The sequence below is a fragment of the Pseudomonas lini genome (genome assembly GCF_964063345.1).
In the GTDB taxonomy this organism is placed as follows: domain Bacteria; phylum Pseudomonadota; class Gammaproteobacteria; order Pseudomonadales; family Pseudomonadaceae; genus Aquipseudomonas; species Aquipseudomonas lini_B.
Genome location: NZ_OZ061318.1, coordinates 5,448,634 through 5,467,675 on the forward strand (window position 1 = coordinate 5,448,634; position 19,042 = coordinate 5,467,675).

At 55.0% G+C, this 19,042-nt stretch carries 22 protein-coding genes; 11 read left to right on the plus strand and 11 right to left on the minus strand.

Annotation, left to right across the window (positions count from 1 at the left end; all coding sequences use genetic code 11):
- The first annotated feature begins 64 nt into the window (after positions 1 to 64).
- Complete coding sequence (locus AB3226_RS24790) at positions 65 to 1,144, plus strand: SDR family oxidoreductase (RefSeq protein ID WP_367374996.1); 1,080 nt, start codon at positions 65 to 67, stop codon at positions 1,142 to 1,144.
- Between the two features lie 169 nt (positions 1,145 to 1,313).
- A complete protein-coding gene (locus AB3226_RS24795) occupies positions 1,314 to 2,213 on the plus strand; it encodes a DMT family transporter (RefSeq protein ID WP_367374997.1) in 900 nt (299 codons plus the stop codon).
- Positions 2,214 to 2,533: 320 nt separating this feature from the next.
- On the opposite strand, the gene AB3226_RS24800 is transcribed toward AB3226_RS24795, so the two are convergent.
- Positions 2,534 to 3,148, minus strand: coding sequence for an alpha/beta fold hydrolase (locus AB3226_RS24800; RefSeq protein ID WP_367375844.1), 615 nt, complete (start codon positions 3,146 to 3,148; stop codon positions 2,534 to 2,536).
- 177 nt (positions 3,149 to 3,325) lie between these two features.
- Complete coding sequence (locus AB3226_RS24805) at positions 3,326 to 4,186, minus strand: LysR family transcriptional regulator (RefSeq protein ID WP_367374998.1); 861 nt, start codon at positions 4,184 to 4,186, stop codon at positions 3,326 to 3,328.
- A gap of 184 nt (positions 4,187 to 4,370) precedes the next feature.
- Between AB3226_RS24805 and AB3226_RS24810 the strand changes: the two genes are divergently transcribed.
- The 4 genes from AB3226_RS24810 to AB3226_RS24825 all read left to right on the plus strand — a co-directional run bounded on the left by AB3226_RS24810 (position 4,371) and on the right by AB3226_RS24825 (position 8,320).
- Positions 4,371 to 5,897 carry an MFS transporter gene (locus tag AB3226_RS24810; protein WP_367374999.1) on the plus strand — a complete coding sequence of 509 codons (1,527 nt, stop codon included), beginning with the start codon at positions 4,371 to 4,373 and terminating at the stop codon, positions 5,895 to 5,897.
- Between the two features lie 124 nt (positions 5,898 to 6,021).
- The gene (locus tag AB3226_RS24815) at positions 6,022 to 6,618 is read left to right on the plus strand and encodes a DUF4157 domain-containing protein (RefSeq protein WP_367375000.1); all 597 of its coding nucleotides are present in this window, start codon (positions 6,022 to 6,024) and stop codon (positions 6,616 to 6,618) included.
- A gap of 160 nt (positions 6,619 to 6,778) precedes the next feature.
- Positions 6,779 to 7,615, plus strand: a complete 837-nt coding sequence (locus AB3226_RS24820; RefSeq protein ID WP_367375001.1) for an AraC family ligand binding domain-containing protein — start codon at positions 6,779 to 6,781, stop codon at positions 7,613 to 7,615.
- Positions 7,616 to 7,723: 108 nt separating this feature from the next.
- Positions 7,724 to 8,320 carry a LysE family translocator gene (locus AB3226_RS24825; protein ID WP_367375002.1) on the plus strand — a complete coding sequence of 199 codons (597 nt, stop codon included), beginning with the start codon at positions 7,724 to 7,726 and terminating at the stop codon, positions 8,318 to 8,320.
- A 100-nt stretch (positions 8,321 to 8,420) separates the two neighbouring features.
- Here the strand turns inward: AB3226_RS24825 and AB3226_RS24830 are convergent, their stop codons facing one another.
- The 3 genes from AB3226_RS24830 to AB3226_RS24840 form a co-directional block, all read right to left on the minus strand.
- The gene (locus tag AB3226_RS24830) at positions 8,421 to 8,981 is read right to left on the minus strand and encodes a YSC84-related protein (RefSeq protein WP_367375003.1); all 561 of its coding nucleotides are present in this window, start codon (positions 8,979 to 8,981) and stop codon (positions 8,421 to 8,423) included.
- A 255-nt stretch (positions 8,982 to 9,236) separates the two neighbouring features.
- On the minus strand, positions 9,237 to 9,737 hold the full coding sequence (locus tag AB3226_RS24835) for a GNAT family N-acetyltransferase (protein WP_367375004.1): 501 nt from the start codon (positions 9,735 to 9,737) through the stop codon (positions 9,237 to 9,239).
- A 316-nt stretch (positions 9,738 to 10,053) separates the two neighbouring features.
- Positions 10,054 to 10,596 (minus strand): adenylate kinase, encoded by a 543-nt coding sequence (locus AB3226_RS24840; RefSeq protein ID WP_367375845.1) that lies wholly within the window; start codon positions 10,594 to 10,596, stop codon positions 10,054 to 10,056.
- Positions 10,597 to 10,824: 228 nt separating this feature from the next.
- Here AB3226_RS24840 and AB3226_RS24845 point away from each other — a divergent pair, with 228 nt between their 5' ends.
- Both AB3226_RS24845 and AB3226_RS24850 read left to right on the plus strand, forming a co-directional pair.
- Positions 10,825 to 11,154 carry a DHCW motif cupin fold protein gene (locus tag AB3226_RS24845; RefSeq protein WP_367375005.1) on the plus strand — a complete coding sequence of 110 codons (330 nt, stop codon included), beginning with the start codon at positions 10,825 to 10,827 and terminating at the stop codon, positions 11,152 to 11,154.
- 127 nt (positions 11,155 to 11,281) lie between these two features.
- Positions 11,282 to 11,638, plus strand: a complete 357-nt coding sequence (locus AB3226_RS24850) for a VOC family protein (RefSeq protein ID WP_367375006.1) — start codon at positions 11,282 to 11,284, stop codon at positions 11,636 to 11,638.
- A 296-nt stretch (positions 11,639 to 11,934) separates the two neighbouring features.
- On the opposite strand, the gene AB3226_RS24855 is transcribed toward AB3226_RS24850, so the two are convergent.
- The 3 genes from AB3226_RS24855 to AB3226_RS24865 all read right to left on the minus strand — a co-directional run bounded on the left by AB3226_RS24855 (position 11,935) and on the right by AB3226_RS24865 (position 13,967).
- On the minus strand, positions 11,935 to 12,312 hold the full coding sequence (locus AB3226_RS24855) for a c-type cytochrome (protein ID WP_367375007.1): 378 nt from the start codon (positions 12,310 to 12,312) through the stop codon (positions 11,935 to 11,937).
- Between the two features lie 197 nt (positions 12,313 to 12,509).
- On the minus strand, positions 12,510 to 12,932 hold the full coding sequence (locus AB3226_RS24860; RefSeq protein ID WP_367375008.1) for an MAPEG family protein: 423 nt from the start codon (positions 12,930 to 12,932) through the stop codon (positions 12,510 to 12,512).
- 81 nt (positions 12,933 to 13,013) lie between these two features.
- Entirely contained in the window at positions 13,014 to 13,967 is a 954-nt protein-coding gene (locus AB3226_RS24865; protein ID WP_367375009.1) for a diiron oxygenase, read from the minus strand.
- Positions 13,968 to 14,166: 199 nt separating this feature from the next.
- On the opposite strand from AB3226_RS24865, the gene AB3226_RS24870 reads away from it, so the two are divergent.
- Together AB3226_RS24870 and yiaY are read left to right on the plus strand one after the other, a co-directional pair.
- A complete protein-coding gene (locus tag AB3226_RS24870; protein WP_367375010.1) occupies positions 14,167 to 15,123 on the plus strand; it encodes an AraC family transcriptional regulator in 957 nt (318 codons plus the stop codon).
- A gap of 375 nt (positions 15,124 to 15,498) precedes the next feature.
- Positions 15,499 to 16,647, plus strand: a complete 1,149-nt coding sequence (yiaY, locus tag AB3226_RS24875) for an L-threonine dehydrogenase (protein ID WP_367375011.1) — start codon at positions 15,499 to 15,501, stop codon at positions 16,645 to 16,647.
- 219 nt (positions 16,648 to 16,866) lie between these two features.
- Here yiaY and AB3226_RS24880 read toward each other — a convergent pair whose 3' ends face one another.
- Positions 16,867 to 17,139 (minus strand): hypothetical protein, encoded by a 273-nt coding sequence (locus tag AB3226_RS24880; RefSeq protein WP_367375012.1) that lies wholly within the window; start codon positions 17,137 to 17,139, stop codon positions 16,867 to 16,869.
- A 224-nt stretch (positions 17,140 to 17,363) separates the two neighbouring features.
- Here AB3226_RS24880 and AB3226_RS24885 point away from each other — a divergent pair, with 224 nt between their 5' ends.
- On the plus strand, positions 17,364 to 17,957 hold the full coding sequence (locus tag AB3226_RS24885; RefSeq protein ID WP_367375013.1) for a sce7726 family protein: 594 nt from the start codon (positions 17,364 to 17,366) through the stop codon (positions 17,955 to 17,957).
- On the opposite strand, the gene AB3226_RS24890 is transcribed toward AB3226_RS24885, so the two are convergent.
- On the minus strand, positions 17,912 to 18,535 hold the full coding sequence (locus tag AB3226_RS24890; protein ID WP_367375846.1) for a beta family protein: 624 nt from the start codon (positions 18,533 to 18,535) through the stop codon (positions 17,912 to 17,914). The genes AB3226_RS24885 and AB3226_RS24890 overlap by 46 nt on opposite strands.
- The gene (locus AB3226_RS24895; RefSeq protein WP_367375014.1) at positions 18,532 to 19,038 is read right to left on the minus strand and encodes a hypothetical protein; all 507 of its coding nucleotides are present in this window, start codon (positions 19,036 to 19,038) and stop codon (positions 18,532 to 18,534) included. The genes AB3226_RS24890 and AB3226_RS24895 overlap by 4 nt, the downstream gene beginning before the upstream one ends.
- Positions 19,039 to 19,042 lie beyond the last annotated feature (4 nt).

A 19,042-nucleotide genomic window follows, 5' to 3' on the forward strand; every position in this document is an offset into this window, starting at 1 on the left:
CTTGACTGTAGAGTTTGGTCGATAGTTTACGCTTGATTTCTCACCTTCAACAAGGAACAGGGAAATGAGCGTGGAGTGCTTTGTCACGGGGGGTACCGGCTTCGTCGGTCAACATTTGGTGGCGAACCTGAGTGCAAAAGGCCACACCATTCGGGTGTTGATGCGTCGCCCGGAGCGACTGGCTGCGTTGCGCGAGCAAGTCAATAATTTGGGAGGGTGCGCAACCCGGGTATTTGCCGTAGCTGGCGATCTGGAACGGGACAACCTCGGGCTGAGTCTTGCTGACCGAGAAGTGTTAAGGCACGCCAGAGTCATATTCCACCTGGGCGCTCACTTCGCTTGGGGACTTTCAGTGGAGCATTCTCGTGCGGTGAATGTGGAAGGGGCAAAGCGCGTGGCGCTGTTGGCGGCTGAGCAAAAAAGCCGTTTAGTGATGATCGGCGGCTACATGTTGAAAAACCATGAACATCTGCAACGCATCGGAATTGACCCTCGTCATCCGGAGCTGACGAATTGGTCTGCCGTCTACCGACATGTCGGTGGTTACGAGGGAAGCAAGCTGGAGGCGCATTTTGCGACCCTGGAGGTCATGTCCGCCAAGGGCGGGGAGATTACCGTTGTCCACCCTGCGACTGTCTGTGGCCACAGCCGTACGGGGCATATCCTTGACGGTCAGCCGCTGGTGGAGCTGATACGCAACCTTGTGCAGGGAAAGCTGACTGCAGTGCCCGGTACTGCCGAGCACTGGCTGCCACTGGTCACCGTGGATTACCTGGTTGAGCTGGTGGCAGTTTGTGCTTTTGATCCTGCCATGGTGGGCCAGGAACTGCTGGCGCTTGATGACCAAACTCCAAACTTGCGAGAACTCCTGATACAGGTGGCACAACCTTTGGGTTTAAAGTCTCCCAAGCATCACATTTCACTCCGATTGCTGAAGTTGCTACTGAGTATTCCTCCGATCGCGTGGTTTTTGAATACAAAACCCGAAGCCTTGGACTTTATCCAGACCACTCGTTTTAATACAGCGGCGGTCGAGCAATTTGCCAACAGGCATGGAATAGCCAAACCGGATATACGTCAGTCTTTGCGGCACACTGCAACGTTCGTCAACTCATATTGCATAGCCAAGGGCCAGGCCCTCTGACTTCTCCCAGGGCGGCGACAAGATGGCGAATAGCATCCTACTGGGCGATCCACTGCTTATGCCACAATAAATACTGGGGTTGGTGGGATCTTCTTATCCTCAAACTTTGCGCCGTCGATACAGGGCGGCACTCTATCGAACGACAATTCAGCGACAGGGATCGTCATCAATGCAATCCACTTTCAGCAAAGGCGTCATATTTGCACTCTCCGCTGCGGCACTGAACGCAACGATCGGTGTACTCAGCAAAATTCTCATGAGTAATGGTTTCACCGCTAGCAGTGTCGCTGTCATCAAGACCGTACTGGGTTGCGTGCTTCTCTCGATCTTATTGTTTTTCCTCAAGCGCCCGGCGGCGTCGACCAAATGGACTCAGGCAGCTATCTGCGCATTCCTTGGCATCTTTGTGCTGTTCCATTTCGAAACGTCCGCCTATCGACACTACGCTGCGGCAGGTGTGGTGGTGGTGCTGATGGCCAGTGCCTCAATTTCCTCGATCATTTTGGGGCGCATTTTCCTCAAGGATGCCATCACCGCGAACGCTACCGTGGGTGCCGCATTGGCTATCGCCGGGATCTCGGTGATCTTCGGCGGCGATCTGCAGCAGGGCTTTACCCTGCAAGGTGCTGCGCTCGCCTCCATGGCCGGCTCCGGCTATGGGGCCTTTTCGGTTGCCATGAAGCGTATGGGGGTGTCGGGGGGGCTGCACTTCACCCGACAATTGTTGTTCTTTGGCAGCCTGTATTTGCTGATGCCGGCTGCGGCCGATGGTTTCGCGATGGGCGAGCTGTCGCCGCTGGCGATCGCCGCGCTGCTGGCGCTGGCCACGCTGCCGACAATCCTGGGCTTTTTCTGCACCACCAAGGCCATCGAGTATCTCAAACCATCCCAAGTGCAAGCGCTGGAGCTGACCGAGCCACTGTTCGCCGCGCTGCTGGCGTTTGTGGCGCTCAACGAAGTACCGCGCGAAAGCCTGTACGCGGGAGCTGCACTGATCATCGTCGGCCTGTGTTTCTCCAATGAACTAATCCGCTTGGGCAGCAAAGCGTCCGTCCCTTCTGCCGAGTGAGCTATTCCGGATCCTGACTACTTTAGTAATCAGTTTTTTTGAGTGTTTTGAGCGACAGATCGCTTCTGGCCGATTGCTGCCTGTCACAGTCGGCAGAAAATGGACGCATAGCAGGTTAACGAGGTGCAAAATCGCATGTCATAGACTCAATCTGGGTTCGTACACTTTTAACGACGCTTTTCTCATCTCTATGCGGTTTTCCCAGAGTATCCGGCGAGGTTAGGAGCGATATGCCTCCGCTTGTCTGTCCGTTATCCAAGAGGTCTTGAAACGCACGGGGTCGCACAATCAGTTCGACGCGATGGCAACAAGTGCTCCGCTCACCAGCAAGCCAGATGTCTCTCGATCAACCTTGCCACTTCGCCTGCGTGAGTAAAGCCCAGACTGTGATCGGCGCCAGGGAAAACGTGTAGTTCAGCGCGGGGTAACAGTTGAGCTAGGCGCTGGCCGACGCGAACGGGGCTGATCAGATCAGAATCTCCCCAGAGGAGCAGGACTGGCATGCGCAACTCGACCAACCGGAGCGTGAGGTCGGTGTGGTCGTCGAGAAACCAACTCGGCAGTGTCGGGTTGGCGGCAGCAAAATCCGGGCGCCAGTCATGCGCGCCCAGAGCAGACATATCCACCCCGCCAGAGGTGACGGTCAGCGTCAGGTGCGTGATCAGCTCAGGGCGTTCAAGCGCTGCAAGCACAGCGACTATACCGCCCATGGACTGAGCCACCAGCGCTGTGGGCCGGTCGATCTCGGCCAGCACGCGAGTCACCAGATCATCCATGCCGGTCACGCCAGGCAAGGGCGGAGTGTCTCCAAAGCCGGGCCAGCCGATATGGACCTGCTGCGCCGAGTGGGTCAGGCGCTCGGCAACCGGATACCAAAACCGGGTGTTACCCGAGGCTCCGGGCAGGAAGAGGAGTTTGGCGGGGGATGCGATCACAGGTTCGGTCCTTGAAGGTGGGATTGAAAGAGTCAGCAGGAGGGCAAAATGGATGCCGCAAGGTTCGATGACCACTTCGTAACGAGAGCCGCCGGTAGTGAAGGGCAGCTCGCGATCCAAAGCAACCATTCGCCAATCAACAGGGCTCTTGCCCTGGAATGCCAATGGCAGTTTGTTCTAGATCGATGGCGCCTCAGACATCTCCACCAGCAGTTGCCCAAATGCATGGGCCGCAGGCGTCTTTCCTGTGACACTCCATATCAGTCGGAAATCAGCATCCAGTAGCCGTGGCAGGCCATATTGCCCGTCAATCACCACCATGCCGGGCTCTAGATCTCCCAGTGGTAGCGCGGTGACGGCAAGCCCCGCCAATACCGCCGCCCGCAGTCCTTGTTGACTTGGAGAGGTAAAGGCAACTCGCCAATCCACGGTGGAACTTTCTAATGCCTCTACGGCCACCTGGCGGTGAACGCAGGGCGCTGGTGCAAACGCCAGCGGCAAAGGAGCCTCGCCGGTAAAGTCGAAATTTTGCGCTGCGGCCCAGACAAACCGGGTTTCGCGCAGCACGGTACCGCCGACCTGGCTGCCCGGCAATGCCATGACCACGGCCAGATCGAGTCCATCGGCATCGACCTGCGCGCGCAGATCGAGGTAGGTGCCGACGGTTACATCCAGACGTACTGCGGGAAATTGTCTGGCGAACCGAGTCAGTAACGGCGGCAGGCCGTCGCCGATAAAGTTTTCTGGCACACCGAAGCGCACGGTCCCGGATACCGATGACGCTTCGAAACGCCGGGAGAGGGCGTCTTGCGCTTTGAGGACGTGTTCGGCGTGGCGCAGAAAATCTTCGCCATCTTCTGTCAGCGTCAAACGTCGGGTGGTGCGCACCAGCAGGGTGGTGCCGGCCTGTTCTTCCAGACGCCGGATCTGATGACTGATCGCTGACTGGCTCAAGTGCAGCCGCTCTGCGGCACGAGTGAAACTACCGGTCTCCTTGATTGCGACAAAAGCCCGCAACAGCGCTGGGTCGAAGTCCATTTAGTCAACTCATGATGAATAGTAATAAAACTTACGAAATTAAATCATTTCTGTCATTTTTTAATTACTTCCAGAATGCGGCCGGTCACTTGGAGTTATGTCTGGTGACGCTGGTGAGGCTATCGCGCCAACTTCCCTTGGGACGGTCTTGCCAGTGCCCATCAACTTGATCTGGAAGGTCTCGATGCAGTTCTCTTTTTCGCGAAAGGATGTTTTCACAATAGTCGCCGTTTGCTTGGCCTCGCTGATGTTCGGCCTGGAAATCTCAAGTGTGCCGGCAATCCTGCCCACGCTTGAATCGGTTCTGCACAGCGATTTCAAAGATATGCAGTGGATCATGAATGCCTACACCATCGCCTGCACCACGGTGCTGATGGCCACCGGCACACTGGCGGATCGGTATGGGCGCAAGCGAGTGTTTGTCATTAGCCTGGTACTTTTCGGCATTACCTCCCTGAGCTGTGGATGGGCGCAAAGCACCAGCGTGTTGATCGCAAGCCGATTTCTGCAAGGTATGTCCGGTGGTGCCATGCTGATTTGTCAGGTGGCAGTGCTGTCTCACCGATTCCAGTCGGGAGCTGCGCGCGGCAAAGCGTTCAGTGCCTGGGGGATCGTGTTCGGCATCGGTTTGGGGTTCGGTCCGATTATCGGCGCAGCTATCGCGGCATTGTCGAGTTGGGAATGGGTGTTCCTGGTGCACGCGCCCATTGCCGTGCTTGCGCTGGTGCTGGTGCTCGTCGGTGTCGATGAATCACGTGATCCGCAGCGCCGCAGGCTGGATGTGTTGGGCATTATTTCGTTATCGCTGGCAGTGTTAGGCCTTTCCTGGTTCATCACTCAGGGAGCAGGGGAGGGTTTCTCCAGCGGTTCGGCCATCATCAGCCTGATTGTGACAATGGTCAGCTTCATTGTCTTTGTCATCGCCCAGCGACGCTATGTCGATCCCATGTTCGACTTCTCTGTATTTCGCATCCGCCGCTTCTCGGGTGCCTTGCTAGGGTCGGCAGGCATGAACTTCAGCTTCTGGCCCTTCATGATCTACCTACCTTTGTACTTTCAAAATAGCTTGGGCTACGCCAGTATCGGTACCGGTATGGCGCTACTGGCGTATACGCTGCCGACACTGTTTATCCCGCCGTTGGGCGAACGCTTGGCGTTGCGTTATCGACCTGATGTGGTGATTCCCGCTGGCTTGTTCACCATAGGTCTGGGGTTCCTGCTGATGAAATGGGGCAGCAGTGTCACGCATGCCAGCTGGCTGACGATGCTTCCTGGCTGCCTGATCGCCGGGATCGGACTGGGGCTGACCAATACACCTGTCACCAATACCACCACTGGATCGGTGCCCAGTGAGCGTGCTGGCATGGCATCGGGCATCGATATCAGCGCTCGTATGATCAGCCTTGCAATCAATATCGCGCTGATGGGATTCATCCTGGTGGAAGGCATCCTGTCTTCCCTGCGCAACCAGTTATCTGGCGCGCCCGATGATGTGCAACTGAGGTTGCTGGCGGAAAATATTTCATCCGGCAACTCTGCCCTGTGGGCGCAGACTGGCCAGGGGGCTACGATTCCGGTTGATGTTGCCAACGCAGCTTTGGCACACGGGTTTGGCTGGGTGATGGTGTATGGCGGTATTGCTGCGTGGGTGTTAGTGGCGGCGAGTTGGGTGGTCTTTCGTTCAAGCAAAGCCGTGCATTCTCAGCCGTGAGCAGGTGGTCTGTCGCTTCCTGCGATTATCTTGGGGGCCTTGGTTCGGGACTACGCTAAAGCTACGCGGGTCGTCGATCAATTGTGACCCACCGTTTGCGCTACATCCGTCCCTGGAGTGCCCGATGCCGCCCATCACCACGCGCCTGGTGGCGCTGTTTGTTCTTTGCCTGACGCTTGAAGTGCCAGCCCAGACCAACGCCTGCCCGGCTGGTGAGAAAGAAGTGTGCCTGGACGGCTGCATCTGCCTGCCAGACGTGGGACCGCTACTCGGTCCCCTGCCTGATGGCATCTACCAGATCGCAGCACCTGCCCTGGCGCTGTGGCTGACCCAAGCCCGCGCTGAAGCAGCCAGCGCCGGCATCCAACCCGTTCCACCGCACATCCGCGAGCAATTGCTGCGCTGGTACGCCCCCAGCGTTCTCGATGCCGCGCGCTACAAAGTTAGCGACAACGGCCAATTCAACGCCGCGACTGCCATGCTGCAAAACCCCGATGTCGGTGCCGTGACGCTGATCGACATCATCCTCTTCCGGGACGCTCAAACCGCAGAGCAGAACATCGCGCTCTGGGCTCACGAATTAAAGCATGTGCAGCAGTATCAGGAGTGGGGGGTAGAAGGATTTGCCCAGCGGTATACACAAGACTTCAATGCTGTGGAGGCGCCGGCTTATGCCATACAGGCCGAGGTCAGGCGGTTGGTGCGGGAAGGGACTCACTGAAGGGTAGCGAAGCTTCCTGTCATTACAGGTAGAAAGCAGTGGTTTTATGGAATCGTGTTAACAACCAATCTGCACAAATCTTCTAAACGTTCTTTTCCATTGCGCGGTAATTTGGTCGTCCGCACAGATCAACGCTGAACCATTACCTAGGGAGCCTTGCGTGGATAGACGCAACTGGATTGAGCTGTCCCAGGACGCCGATACCGGGATTGAATCGATTCGTGCCCATTTTCAGGGGCATGCCTACGATCCGCACTGGCATGACAGTTTTCTGGTGGGGGTCACCGAGCAGGGGGTGCAGCAGTTCAATTGCCGGCGCGTTCGCCACCTCAGTACGCCGGGCAAGGTATTCATGCTGGAGCCGGGGGAGATCCACGATGGGCATGCGCCGACCGAGGAGGGGTTTACCTATTCCATGCTCTACCTCGATCCGCACTGGCTGGAGCGGGAGTTGCACGCGTTGTTCGAGCACGCGCCGGCCAACAGTCAGCCGGGTTTTGCCGACACCCTGAGCCAGGATCAGCGCCTGGCCACTGCCATTTTTCAAGCCTTCCACGCGCTCCATGAGGGCGACTTGCGCATTGTGCGCCAGAGCGCCATCGACACCTTGTTGGGGGCGCTCACTTGCCACCTTGATTGGCGCAAGCGTCAGGCCTTTGATCCGCGCCTGCCGTGGGTGGCCCAGGTCGCGCGTGACTATTTGCATGCCCATGTCTATGAAGACATCGGGCTGGATGATCTGGCCCAAGCCTGTGGGGTTGATCGCTTTCGCCTGACGCGGGCCTTCAAGGCAGCCTTTGGGCTGGCGCCTCATGCTTATTTGATCCAGCTGCGCCTGGCCAAGGCACGGCAGCTGCTGGCGCGTGGCGAGTCGCCGGCGCAGGTGGCCAGTGCCCTCGGGTTCGCCGATCAGAGCCATATGGGGCGCTGGTTTCGCCGTGCCTACCAGCTCACGCCAGCGGATTACCGCAAGCGCTGCTCAAACCTTCCAGACTGAATCCCGCTGATTCGCGACCATGGTTTCCTATTCGATCAAGGAGTCCATGCCATGTCTTTTTCGCTGTTCTTTTCTGCCCCTTCGCTGCGCCTTCAGGGAGTCTGAGTCATGGAGTCGTTGTTTCCGTTCCTGCTGTTTGCGTTCGTTGCCTCGATCACCCCGGGGCCGACCAATATTCTGGTATTGAGCCACAGTTCGCGGCGGGGGCTGGGTGCCACGCTGCCGATTATTTTTGGCGCCTGCGGGGCGGCGGCGCTGATTGTGTTTGCAGTCGGGCTCGGCGTAGGCGAAACGCTGCTGCAGTTTCCGCGTGTGCAGCAGGCGATGGCTTGGGCCGGGGTGCTCTGGTTGAGTTGGCTGGCCTGGCAGATCTTTCAAAGCGCACCGCCATCCCTGGACCCGACCACCCCGCGCGACGAGGGGCTCAGCGTGTTCGGTGCCGCCACTCTGCAATTGGTCAACCCCAAAGTCTGGATGATGGCGGTGGCGGTGGTCAGCGTATTTGTCGGTGGCGGCGACAAGACCCTGCGGCTGGTGGTGTTGTCGCTGATGTTTCTGTTGGTCTCCGTGCCGTGCATGACCCTGTGGGCGTTACTCGGCGTGGGCAGTGCTCGGGCTTTTGGTTCGCCACAGGCGTTCAAACGCATGAACACGGCACTGGCTTTTTTGCTGCTGGTGTCGGCCTGGTTGACAGTGCTGGTATAGGTCGTTGACTGGGCAGAGCGCTTTAATCAGCAGCTGGACTGCGCATGGCTTCAAGAGGGCGCATTTATGGACTGGCGCATCCATGCGCCAAACACCGGTTTTAGCGCTTGATCAGGGAAATCTTGGTTCCTTCGATGCTGATCCCGGCCATTAATCCCTGCTGGTCGAAAATGAACGCGTAGGCATCGTCCTTCACTGTCGTGCTGGACAGATTCTTCGCCACCCCTTCATCAACCATTACAACGGTGGGGCCTACGCCGATTTCCCAACCCTTGGTTTTACGTACATAGTCGACGGCTTTGTCGGTCATCAGGAAAACCGCATAGCCATACGACTGGGCGCCGGCTTGCAGCCCCCAGGACCCGGTTACGGAGTTGTAATAATTCTCAACTTTCTTGTCCTTCAACAGTACGCCTTCGCCATAGCTGCCGCCAAACACAAGGCCCGCCTTGATGATTTTCGGGAAGACAAGAATCGCTTTGGCTTTGTGCGAAATGTTTTCAGCAAATGGCGTGGACTTGTAGAGCGTTTGCAGCGCTTGCCGAGAGTCGACATCCAGATCCTCGGCGGTTGCCGCACCCGCCGTGTTCAAGAAGCTGGCCGATGCCAGTGAAGCTGTCGCAAGGACGATCGATAGGAAGAACCGCATTGACTGAGTCATGTTAGTACTCCGATACGGGAGCATTGGATGTGAGCAGCAGCCAGCACCATCCCCTCGGAAGAATCCGAGCCTGCTGAAACTATCCGGCGCACCCTAAAGTATGTGAGCTACTGACTTCGCCCTTGAATGAGGTCTTTGATCATTGGCGACGTCATCACCTGCTTTGACCTCTGTGTATCAGCCGGGTTCGTTGTCAGAAACTGCGATGGCCAATTGTAAAAAAAACGGACAGCTGGCAAGGCGTCCTTTTTTCAACTAAATCGAAAGACCAAACCAATATTCGTGCTCTGTCCCTTCTTGCCGGGGGAGAGGTTCGATCAAGAAGCCACACCGTTCGAGTACTTTTGCCGAGCCGATATTTCCAGCGTATACGTTGGCCACCAGTTGTTTAAGGTTCCAATGTAACTGCGCCTCCTGGATCATATGCTTCACCGCCAGTGTTGCCAGTCCTCGTCCACAGGCGCTTTGAGCAATCCGATAGCCAATTTCTGCCGACCGCTCGGACATGTCGATGCTTTTCAGGTTCGCCCGTCCAACTAATTTTCCGCCAGCCTCTTCGATGACAAATGGGTGCCAGGTTCCGGCGGCCAAATCAGACAAATAAGCCGCAATGTGATCGGTGACGCCCTGCAGCGAGTAAAAAGCAGCATCGCGCGCGTCAATGAAACGCTCGAACCACTCGCGATTGTCCAATTCAAACGCCAGCAACGCCTCAGCATCAGTACTTTGTAGGGTACGAATTCTGACGGGCTTCATAGGGTCGCTCCCTTTTCTGGTAGAACTACTTGGTAACTGAATCCAAAACCCAAAGCAGACAATCCGGACACGAATCAGTTTTCGGATTGATGCGCCGCCCAGTGTTTCAGGTCCGGTAATTTGAGCATTTCTGCGTTCTGCTAACTACAGCAAGAGTATTAATGCCAAAGATTGATGTCCCCTTCGGGCCGTTTCTGGTCTTTTCTGACGGGCCGAAATTGGCCGTTTTCTGCCCGTCGCGAGTGGCACAAAGCGACCCAAAACGTACATCACTAAAGCGTGTTGAGGGCCGAGCTTCGGCCGTCCAAGTTTTGAGCTATTGCGATACTTGCGACAACGCATGAATGACATCCGCAGCCATCGTTTCAGCACTGTCCATCCCGTCGATCCGTAAGACCGGAGCGGTTTGTTCTGATAGCCACGCCTCGTGCCATACCCGGTTGCGTCCTGAAAAGTCCGGGTTGTCATACTGCGAGGCCCATTCCCGAAAGGCCACATGTATCTCATGCATGTCACCACCCGGTGCTATCCGATCTCCAAAGCGCTCCTTTTCGCGTGCGGCCAGCCGTTCGAGGCGAACGGGCGTTGGTGTTACAACGAACACAATCAGATCGACATGGGCAATCAGCGCTTCTCCCCAGCCCATACAAGAACCGGTCAAAACCCAATCGTCGTCACCGAACTTTTGCTGGATCAATGACACACGCTCACTGGGAGGTCGCTTGGTCGTAAAAGGAGGGTTGGTGGGCATCCAGAAATAATCATCGACATCGACATGTCGTACACCGAGCAGAGTTGTGAGGTTTTGACCCAAAGTGGTCACGCCAGCACACGAAGCACCTGAAATGTAAATCCGCAATTTTTCCTCCATGAGTACAAGTCGGTTTCGAGGCCGGCAAGATATCCCATACGCTGTTATGGCTCACTTTTTTTGGGGCTGTAAGTGACTGCTTTTGGCCGAGAGCTTCCTTTAGCTTTCACGCTTGAGCGGGCGCCTGTATCTCATAAATGCGGGGTATCTGTGTCTATCGAAAGGATCACTGGATGGGTACGGTGTCACAGACACCCTTTCATTGATGAGGCAACCATGTACCTGACCGCTGTTCCCTTTGGTACGACCGATTGGTCGACTGTCGAACCTCTGGAGTATGTTGGACAGACGGGTACCGCCTATTGGCGAACCTGCCAGTTTGGTTCGACGCGTGTGCGGATGGTTGAATACAGTCCTGGCTATCTGGCCGATCACTGGTGCTGGAGAGGTCATATCCTGTTGTGCCTGGAAGGCGAGTTGCACACGGAGTTGGAGGATGGTCGTCAGTTCACACTCACCGCGGGGATGAGCTATCAGGTGGGCAGCAACGCTGAGGGGCATCGATCTTCCAGCACGACGGGTGCCAAGTTGTTCGTAGTGGATTAACGCATCGACCCTTAGCAGTCACTCGTCAATTCCTGCAATGAACATAGACGGTAATAGCCACGCGCATCAACACATGTATGGCCGAATGCCCTAAACTCGCTTCCTCCTAATCAGCAAGGAAGCGTCAATGGGCATTCGAGGAAAAGACCGTCAGATCGATAACATCGAGTTCAATGTCGTCGACATAGCTCGAAGCAAGGCCTTCTACGGAAGCGTATTCGACTGGAGTTTCGTCGACTACAGCCCGACTTATAGCGAGTTCAGCGACGGTCGTATGACAGGTGGATTCACTACAGGAGAAACTGTGCGCACGGGCGGGCCATTGATCATCCTCTACGCGGAAGATCTAGAGTGTACTGAGCTCAGGCTCAAGGCAGCAGGCGCTACGATTAGTCGTGAAGTTTTCTCGTTCCCAGGTGGGCGCCGTTTCCACTTCATCGACCCAGATGGCTATGAGCTAGCCGTGTGGTCGGCCTCTACATAATTTCTAGGCAGAAAAACCAACATTACAACAGCAATGCTTGAGAATGGCAGCAATCTGTTCGCCATTACAGATACGGTCAAACATTGTTGTTGTTTTGCAATGTCCGCTTCTGGCCGTTACTTGCCTGTCACGACCGTAGCCGACTGCTGCTGGATGCGAAGTGCCGCCCGAGCTTGTATTAATCCGAGATTGTTCATTAGCGATGTGCCCGCCAGAGGTCGACTGGCTCACCGGCATTGCCCCACAGGCCCTCAAAATGGCTTTTAGATTTCTGTGCCTAACTCTCATCTCAAAAATCATCGATTTTTTGAGATCACACCACCCATGTATTGATTTAAATCGCGCAGATCTTTAATCGTCCATGAGTGCGGCGATAGCTTTACACCATTCTCTCGCAAAGTTCTGGGAATCAAGTCTCCATTTGGACGAAGTATTATCGATGATACAATTACGCCCGGATAATCATTTAATCGTTTTTTGAAAGCGGATGTTGTTAGGTCAGGTGTAGGGGGATTGCTTTTATTGGCCAGTGGTCCTGTTGCTTTTAGATCTATTCCGTGGCACATGGTGCATCGCTGTAAGTAGAGGTTTTTTCCATTAACATTATCCGCGAAGGATAGTGATGTTTGAACTAGCGATAAAATGCCTAGCGAAGCGATGAGTAATGTTTTCATCGTTTTTATCTTCCTTGATGGGGTCGGCGTCGACTGGGCGCGATTTGGTGCGCGGGAAAGATATCAGCCATCGTGTCGGCACACATAGTCATTTTTGATGCCCCGCGGCTTGCCGGTCTTTATCCATTGAATCAGATAAAGTGACTCTCGATTTTCCTGAGCACCAGGCCTGGATTCATCTCTCTATTTTTAGAGATTCATACGCCATAACTAGCGGCTATAACAATGAGCGCGAGAAAACAGACCAACTGAACGAAAAAGAAGGTAAACCGAACCGCCACGAACGTATTGGTTTGCACATGGGATACGTGAATCAGAGACTGACACACGCGGGCAATCAGGACGATTACGGACAAGTAGCTCACTGCAGGGCCGTCGACACCAAGAGTTGAAATCACCAACACAATGGCGCCGAAGACAGGCAGATTTTCCACACAGTTCGCGTGTGCTCTTATCCCACGTCGATACCAATCCTCGCCTTCGAGCTGATCGCATCGGAAAGAGGCAATCGGAACATTCGAGAACAAGATTCTGACCCAGCGATACACCCCGACGGTTGCCATCAACAGCAGCAAAGTCCAGGTCGCAAATCCAAGCAACATCCACATCGGGATTGTCATGGCGCCAGCCTCGATAAATCATTTTTTCAGCACGTCATCCCACAGCCGGGCGGCCGACGCACGGTCGGCCGCCCCTGTCGATCAATTGCTCATGATTGGCGTCAGTGCGGCCTGAATCGTGGACATCTGTGCGGGTGTTGTCATGTGCGTAAGCAACCGGCCAAAGTGTGGATGCTCCACGCCCGAGATTATGTATTGCCAGCGGTAGGCGCTCAGCACGCAGGCGTTGATTTGTGCTGTCTCATCGACACTGAATGATCGTGAAACATTGCGAATAAAGTAGTCGGCATCGGATACCGATTGTGCCTGCAGGATTCCATCGACGGCCGCCACCAGTGCAATCAGATCGTTCACTGCCTGGTCGCGCTCGGTTGGCGAGAGTTTCGCGTGCTCAGCTTTCCACTCCAGTTCATCGAGTACGACGTGCCGGCTTTCATCCTTCCAGTGAAACTTGAAAACATCCTTGAAGAGTGGGCACAGCTCCTCACGCGGGGCGATGCTTTGCACGTAGTGCGCCTGAACAAACAGCTCGATATGACAGGTCAGCGCCAGCACCGACCAGGTGCTGGCCGCAAGTACCGAGCGCGCCACATCGTTTGGATCGGCAACTTGACGATATCCCGTTGGCAATTGCGAACCCATCATCGTCTCCATGCGCCGGAACAGCTCCTGGTGCTTGATCTCGTCGTTAGAAAAGCGCACCAGCGCTTCGAGTGCGAGTTGATCGTCAAAGACATGGGCTCGACCTTGATCGAGCATTTTGGCGCTGATAAAACGCTCGACCAAGCCAAAGATATACGCATAGGTTCGGCCCTGAATCTGACTGAGCAGGCGCGCCTCGTCCGTGTCGAGAAAGGTCAGGCGGTCGATTCGCGACAGTCCGTCGGGCAAGAATTTGCGCGAGAAGTCGAAACTCCGGTCCTGTAGCAAATCACGATCGATCTGCCATTCCGCTTTCTTCGATGCTCTGACAAGTTGAGCATAACGGTCGGCGTTGTCCGAATCTGAGCTGGGTAGGGTAGCAACGGTGTTCATATCGATCTCCTGCTTGCCTGGTCGAGTTGGAATGGGGCAATTACGGTTAACGTCGGAGCCAATGACCATCGGTGAAGCCTCTGGGGATAGTCTCGATCGCTGAGTCCGCGTTGGTGCTAATCTGGGCCTCGCAGTTCAGGCGGTGAATGACCGGTCCGCCTGATTACATGCTCCGGACTCCGGAAAGGAGGGCTGGCAATTGTTGGATGCGTTTTCGGATGTGTTGCGTGTGATTCGGCTGTCTGGAGGGGTCTTCCTCGAGGCGGAATTCACTGCGCCCTGGTGCATCAAGGGAAGAATCTCTGCGGACGATTGCAAACCGTTCCTGGCGGCACCTCGACATATCATTGCGTCGCATTTTGTCGCCGCAGGGCATATGCAATTACAAGTCGACGGTGGTGCCGCCATTGACGTTCGGGCAGGCGAACTCGTTCTGCTTCCTCACAATGACGCTCATTCTTTTGGCAGCGACCTGAGCATTGCACCCATGCCGGCGGGCGAAGTTATTCAGCCCCCAGAAGTCGGCGCTATTTCACGAATCAAGTACGGCGGGGGCGGCGAAGTCACGCAACTATTGTGCGGATTCCTCGGCTCTGAAACCCCCTTCAGTCCGTTGCTTTCGTCGCTGCCCTCCTTATTGAAATTAGACTTGCGCGCGACGGCTTCGGGAGCCTGGATTGAAAGCTCATTCCGTTTCGCGGTCAGTGAGATTTCGGCGGGGCGTCTCGGCTCGACAACGGTCATCGCCAAGCTCTCCGAATTGCTATTCGTCGAAGCCGTCAGCCAGTATGTCGCGAGCCTCCCCGTTGAGCGGCGCGGGTGGCTGGCGGGTTTGCGAGATCCGCATATAGGGCGCGCACTGGCGCTGCTCCATGCTCGTCCAACCGAGGGCTGGACTGCAGAAGCCCTGGCGCTTGAAGTGGGCATGTCGCGCTCGGTATTCGCGGAGCGATTCACGGCACTGGTCGGACAACCGCCGATGCAATACCTGACGCTCTGGCGTATGCACGTAGCGGCTCAACAGCTGCGCGAAGGTCGCGGTAATGTGGCGCAAATCGGCTTTGCGGTTGGCTACGAATCCGAAGCCGCGTTCAGTCGCGCATTCAAACGCCAGTTCGGCACATCGCCCGGCACTTGGCGCAGACAATCAGCGTGAGAAGGTTCGGTGCTGCTGGACACTCTGATCAAGCCAGGCAGTAAATGTCTCATCAGGGCCAATTCATCTACCCAGTCTCGCGACGGCCTTGTCGGGGCGCATTACCTCCCAGTACTAAAGGAGGTGCCAATGAAAACTAAAGGACCATTCCAGTCTGGCGTCATAGGTTTAGGCTCAATCCCACGATCAAAAGATACCGGCTGTAATGGCCCATCCATCACTGCATCTTAAAACACTGTTCGTCTGAACACTTGATGCAGCACCGTCTCCCGCTGAACGTTGTCATTGATGACAATCAGACGAGCCTCACAGCCTGCGATATGAGTAGAAAACCTCACCTGATTTCCGGGTTTCCAGAATAAAAGAGGATTTATCATGAGCAGCACCTTCTTCATTCCATCCGTGAACATGATGGGCATTGGCAGTCTCGACGAAGCGATGCTCGCCATCCGCAAATATGGTTTCCGTAAAGCCTTGATCGTCACTGATGCAGGCCTGGCCAAAGCTGGCGTGGCCGCCAAGGTAGCCAGCCTTCTGGCCCAGCAGGACATCAACTCCACCCTGTTTGATGGCGCCAAACCGAATCCGACGACCAGCAATGTCGAGAAAGGCCTCGAGCTGCTTGGCCGTAGCGATTGTGATTTCATTATTTCCCTGGGCGGCGGCTCACCCCATGACTGCGCCAAGGGCATTGCCCTGTGCGCCACCAACGGCGGGCACATCAGTGATTACGAAGGCGTGGATCAATCCGCCAAGCCACAGATGCCGTTGATTGCGATCAATACCACCGCCGGCACGGCGAGTGAAATGACCCGTTTCTGCATCATTACCGACGAAGTCCGGCACGTTAAAATGGCCATCGTCGACCGTAACGTCACCCCACTGTTGTCGGTCAACGATCCTTCGCTGATGGCAGGCATGCCCAAAGGCCTGACCGCCGCGACCGGCATGGACGCACTGACCCACGCTATCGAAGCCTACGTGTCGACTGCGGCAACGCCGATCACCGATGCCTGTGCACTCAAGGCCGTGGAATTGATCTCGGCCAACCTGCGCACTGCCGTTGCCCAGGGTGACGACATGACCGCCCGGGAAAATATGGCCTACGCGCAATTTCTTGCCGGCATGGCCTTCAACAATGCTTCGCTGGGCTATGTCCACGCCATGGCGCACCAACTGGGTGGGTTCTACGACCTGCCTCACGGCGTCTGTAATGCGATCCTGCTGCCCCATGTAGCCAGCTTCAACGCCAGCGTATGCCCGGCCCGGTTTAAAGATATCGCTAACGCAATGGGTGTCGACACCCAGCATCTGGATGCGGAAAAAGGCGCCGCCGCAGCCATCACCGCCATCCGTAAACTGTCTTCGGATGTCGGTATTCCGAGCGGCCTCGCCGAACTGGGCGCCAAGGCCGACGATATCCCGATCCTGGCAGCCAATGCCATGAAGGATGCCTGCGGCTTTACCAACCCGCGTCCTGCCAATCAGGACGAGATCGAGCAGATTTTCCATACCGCGATGTAACTGATGTGAAGTGACGCCAGCCAGCTCAAAAGCCCCGCCTTCGGTTGAAGTGCGGGGCTTTTTGCAGCCATTCTGCATCGTCCTGAATAAGGTTCACACCTTCTGACTTCTTATCAGGAAGGCATTCACTGTCTTTGCGAAGTGAGGTGAGCGATGGATTCTATGATTCTGCGCGATCACCGACAAAAAAACGGGTGCCCGTAAGGCACCCGTTTTTATTTACTCCGCTGCCTGCGCCCGCAAGCGTCTACCGATCACATCCATCAAATCACAGCCATCGCGCAACGGAATGGCCAGCAGTTTGGAGAAGTCCGACAGCACCACAGTGTCGCAACCGATCTCGGCGCGGAATGCGATGTTTTCCAGTACTTGGGTGACGGCGCGAATGCGGTAGTCGGCCATGGCGTGCAGGACATCGAGGGGGGCTTGGGTGTCGATGAGCAGGGAGGCCGGGATCAGGTCGATTCCGGTGAGGGGCATGTATCTTTCCATAGGTGAAACTCCGAATCAGATTAATGAAGGACTGATCCGATCTGCAGGTCGCCAAATCTGGTCGCCATTTGGGCGACGGACGGACTATAAGCGTCAACGGGCTAGGCGGGCAAGGTGCAGGAATCTGAGCTTGGTGTAGGAAGTGGTGGACGAACCTTTCCTGCGTCTCTTGGAATCATATGACGCATAGGTTTCAGAGGGGAGAGAAGCTATACTCCTGCGCCATGCACAATCCAGATCATATCCGCGAACTGCTCAAAAAATGGGTCGCCAAGACCATGCCTCATGGTGAGGGCGATGTCTTCATTGGGGAGCTTTGCTTCATCAACAAAGCAAGGCGCGCAGATCTTGTGCATGCCAACGGCCAGCTAACGGCGTTCGAAATAAAATCCGCCTCAGATAGCTTGTCCCGATGGGAAGGGCAGCAAGATGCGTATCTCAGTTGTTTTGATCAGGTTTGGCTTTGCTGTCATTCCAAACACATCGAGAAAGCGTTCGGCGTAACTCATCGGAGCGTCGGAATTCTTGTGGTTGATGATCTTGGATCTATCGCTGTGGTCAGGAAAGCCACCCACAATAAGTTGCGCGATAAATTTACACTCACAGGGCTATTGTGGCGGTCGGAATTAGATGAGATTTGCAAAGAATTTCAACTTGAAACGAAAAGTGCTATGAGGATAAAGGAGGTGCGCCTCGAAGTGATCGAGGCGCTGGAGTGGGAGCTTATTCGAGATAAGGTTTTAAGCAGGCTTAAGGTTCGTTATTCTGGAGGTCAGAATATGTCGTCGATGGATACGTTGTCGCCATCATCTTGCTGAAGAAATTGGAGCGTCGCGCAAATATGTTGATTGGCTCTTAGGCCGTTCCACACTCCGTTGTTACCATACCGCTCACTAGTTTGGCTGATACGTCCATATTCTCTGGTCGCCCAGCAAAAATCATCTCCGTGGTAGTCAGGCAGTTGACGAATATCTCTTGCTAACTGAACATAATTTTCGAATTCTTTATCTCTTCCCAGGCGTTTCAACCACCATTCATTAGGTGTGTAATAACTGGCGAAGGGTATGACGGCCATGCCTTGGATATACTCAACTGCGGCGCCAGGGTTGGTGCCCGCGTAATCGCCATAAATTAAGTTTGTTGAGTCATTTAATTGTTTGGCCTCAGCTTGCCAAACAATGTCGTGACATATGGCGGTGCTGGAGCTTCCTGATTGAGGTTTTTGACTTGGGAATGATGAGCTAATTAGGGTTGTGCTATGAACTTCGTAGTTGTTTAGTGCGGATAAGATGTGATCGAGAGTGCCGCCATTGATAGTGGATATTGGAGATTTATCTCCGAAATCCAAAATGACAAGTATGTTTTCTGGGGCTGATATGGCGTCTAGAATATTTATGGCCCTGTCCCAGCTTGGCCAACAATTTCAGGGGGGCAAACAACCCTGACTGCGATGATGTTGAAGTCTGTTAGCAATAGTCTTGCCAGTTGTATGATGTCGCGGGCGTTGTCAGTATCCAGCCAAGATACGACTGGGATTAATGAGTTGTTTTTTGCTTTCACCTCTGCGAACCAATTGCGTTTATTTTCAAAGTGGTTTTTTGGATTGTGCAGGTCTCTTTCACCTATCACGTCGCTGGCAATGTCAAGCGGGGATCTAGATATATCCATCAAATAAGGGTGGTCACCCCAGCCCGCAAGAAAATCATTAAGATGACGCTCCATGCCTCTCATGTTGAGAAGTGGGGATACCAATTCTTTACGTGGATCTTCTAGATTAATCAGTGCTTTTACATCGTTCTGCCTACCTTCATACACGGTATATAAAGCATGGGTACCTTCCTTTGGTGGTGTGCTTAACCCGTCTGGGGTTGGATTGAGCGTAGATGCATTTTCCGCCACCAAG

Excerpts from the sequence above, each read along its gene's own strand:
- AB3226_RS24825 (WP_367375002.1), top strand. The coding sequence starts at position 7,724 with ATGGAGTCGTTGTTTCCGTTCCTGCTGTTTGCGTTCGTTGCCTCGATC.
- AB3226_RS24805 (WP_367374998.1), bottom strand. The coding sequence starts at position 4,186 with ATGGACTTCGACCCAGCGCTGTTGCGGGCTTTTGTCGCAATCAAGGAG.
- AB3226_RS24850 (WP_367375006.1), top strand. The coding sequence starts at position 11,282 with ATGGGCATTCGAGGAAAAGACCGTCAGATCGATAACATCGAGTTCAAT.
- AB3226_RS24830 (WP_367375003.1), bottom strand. The coding sequence starts at position 8,981 with ATGACTCAGTCAATGCGGTTCTTCCTATCGATCGTCCTTGCGACAGCT.
- AB3226_RS24845 (WP_367375005.1), top strand. The coding sequence starts at position 10,825 with ATGTACCTGACCGCTGTTCCCTTTGGTACGACCGATTGGTCGACTGTC.
- AB3226_RS24810 (WP_367374999.1), top strand. The coding sequence starts at position 4,371 with ATGCAGTTCTCTTTTTCGCGAAAGGATGTTTTCACAATAGTCGCCGTT.
- AB3226_RS24790 (WP_367374996.1), top strand. The coding sequence starts at position 65 with ATGAGCGTGGAGTGCTTTGTCACGGGGGGTACCGGCTTCGTCGGTCAA.
- AB3226_RS24880 (WP_367375012.1), bottom strand. The coding sequence starts at position 17,139 with ATGGAAAGATACATGCCCCTCACCGGAATCGACCTGATCCCGGCCTCC.
- AB3226_RS24885 (WP_367375013.1), top strand. The coding sequence starts at position 17,364 with ATGCACAATCCAGATCATATCCGCGAACTGCTCAAAAAATGGGTCGCC.
- AB3226_RS24855 (WP_367375007.1), bottom strand. The coding sequence starts at position 12,312 with ATGAAAACATTACTCATCGCTTCGCTAGGCATTTTATCGCTAGTTCAA.
- AB3226_RS24865 (WP_367375009.1), bottom strand. The coding sequence starts at position 13,967 with ATGAACACCGTTGCTACCCTACCCAGCTCAGATTCGGACAACGCCGAC.
- yiaY (WP_367375011.1), top strand. The coding sequence starts at position 15,499 with ATGAGCAGCACCTTCTTCATTCCATCCGTGAACATGATGGGCATTGGC.
- AB3226_RS24795 (WP_367374997.1), top strand. The coding sequence starts at position 1,314 with ATGCAATCCACTTTCAGCAAAGGCGTCATATTTGCACTCTCCGCTGCG.
- AB3226_RS24815 (WP_367375000.1), top strand. The coding sequence starts at position 6,022 with ATGCCGCCCATCACCACGCGCCTGGTGGCGCTGTTTGTTCTTTGCCTG.
- AB3226_RS24835 (WP_367375004.1), bottom strand. The coding sequence starts at position 9,737 with ATGAAGCCCGTCAGAATTCGTACCCTACAAAGTACTGATGCTGAGGCG.
- AB3226_RS24860 (WP_367375008.1), bottom strand. The coding sequence starts at position 12,932 with ATGACAATCCCGATGTGGATGTTGCTTGGATTTGCGACCTGGACTTTG.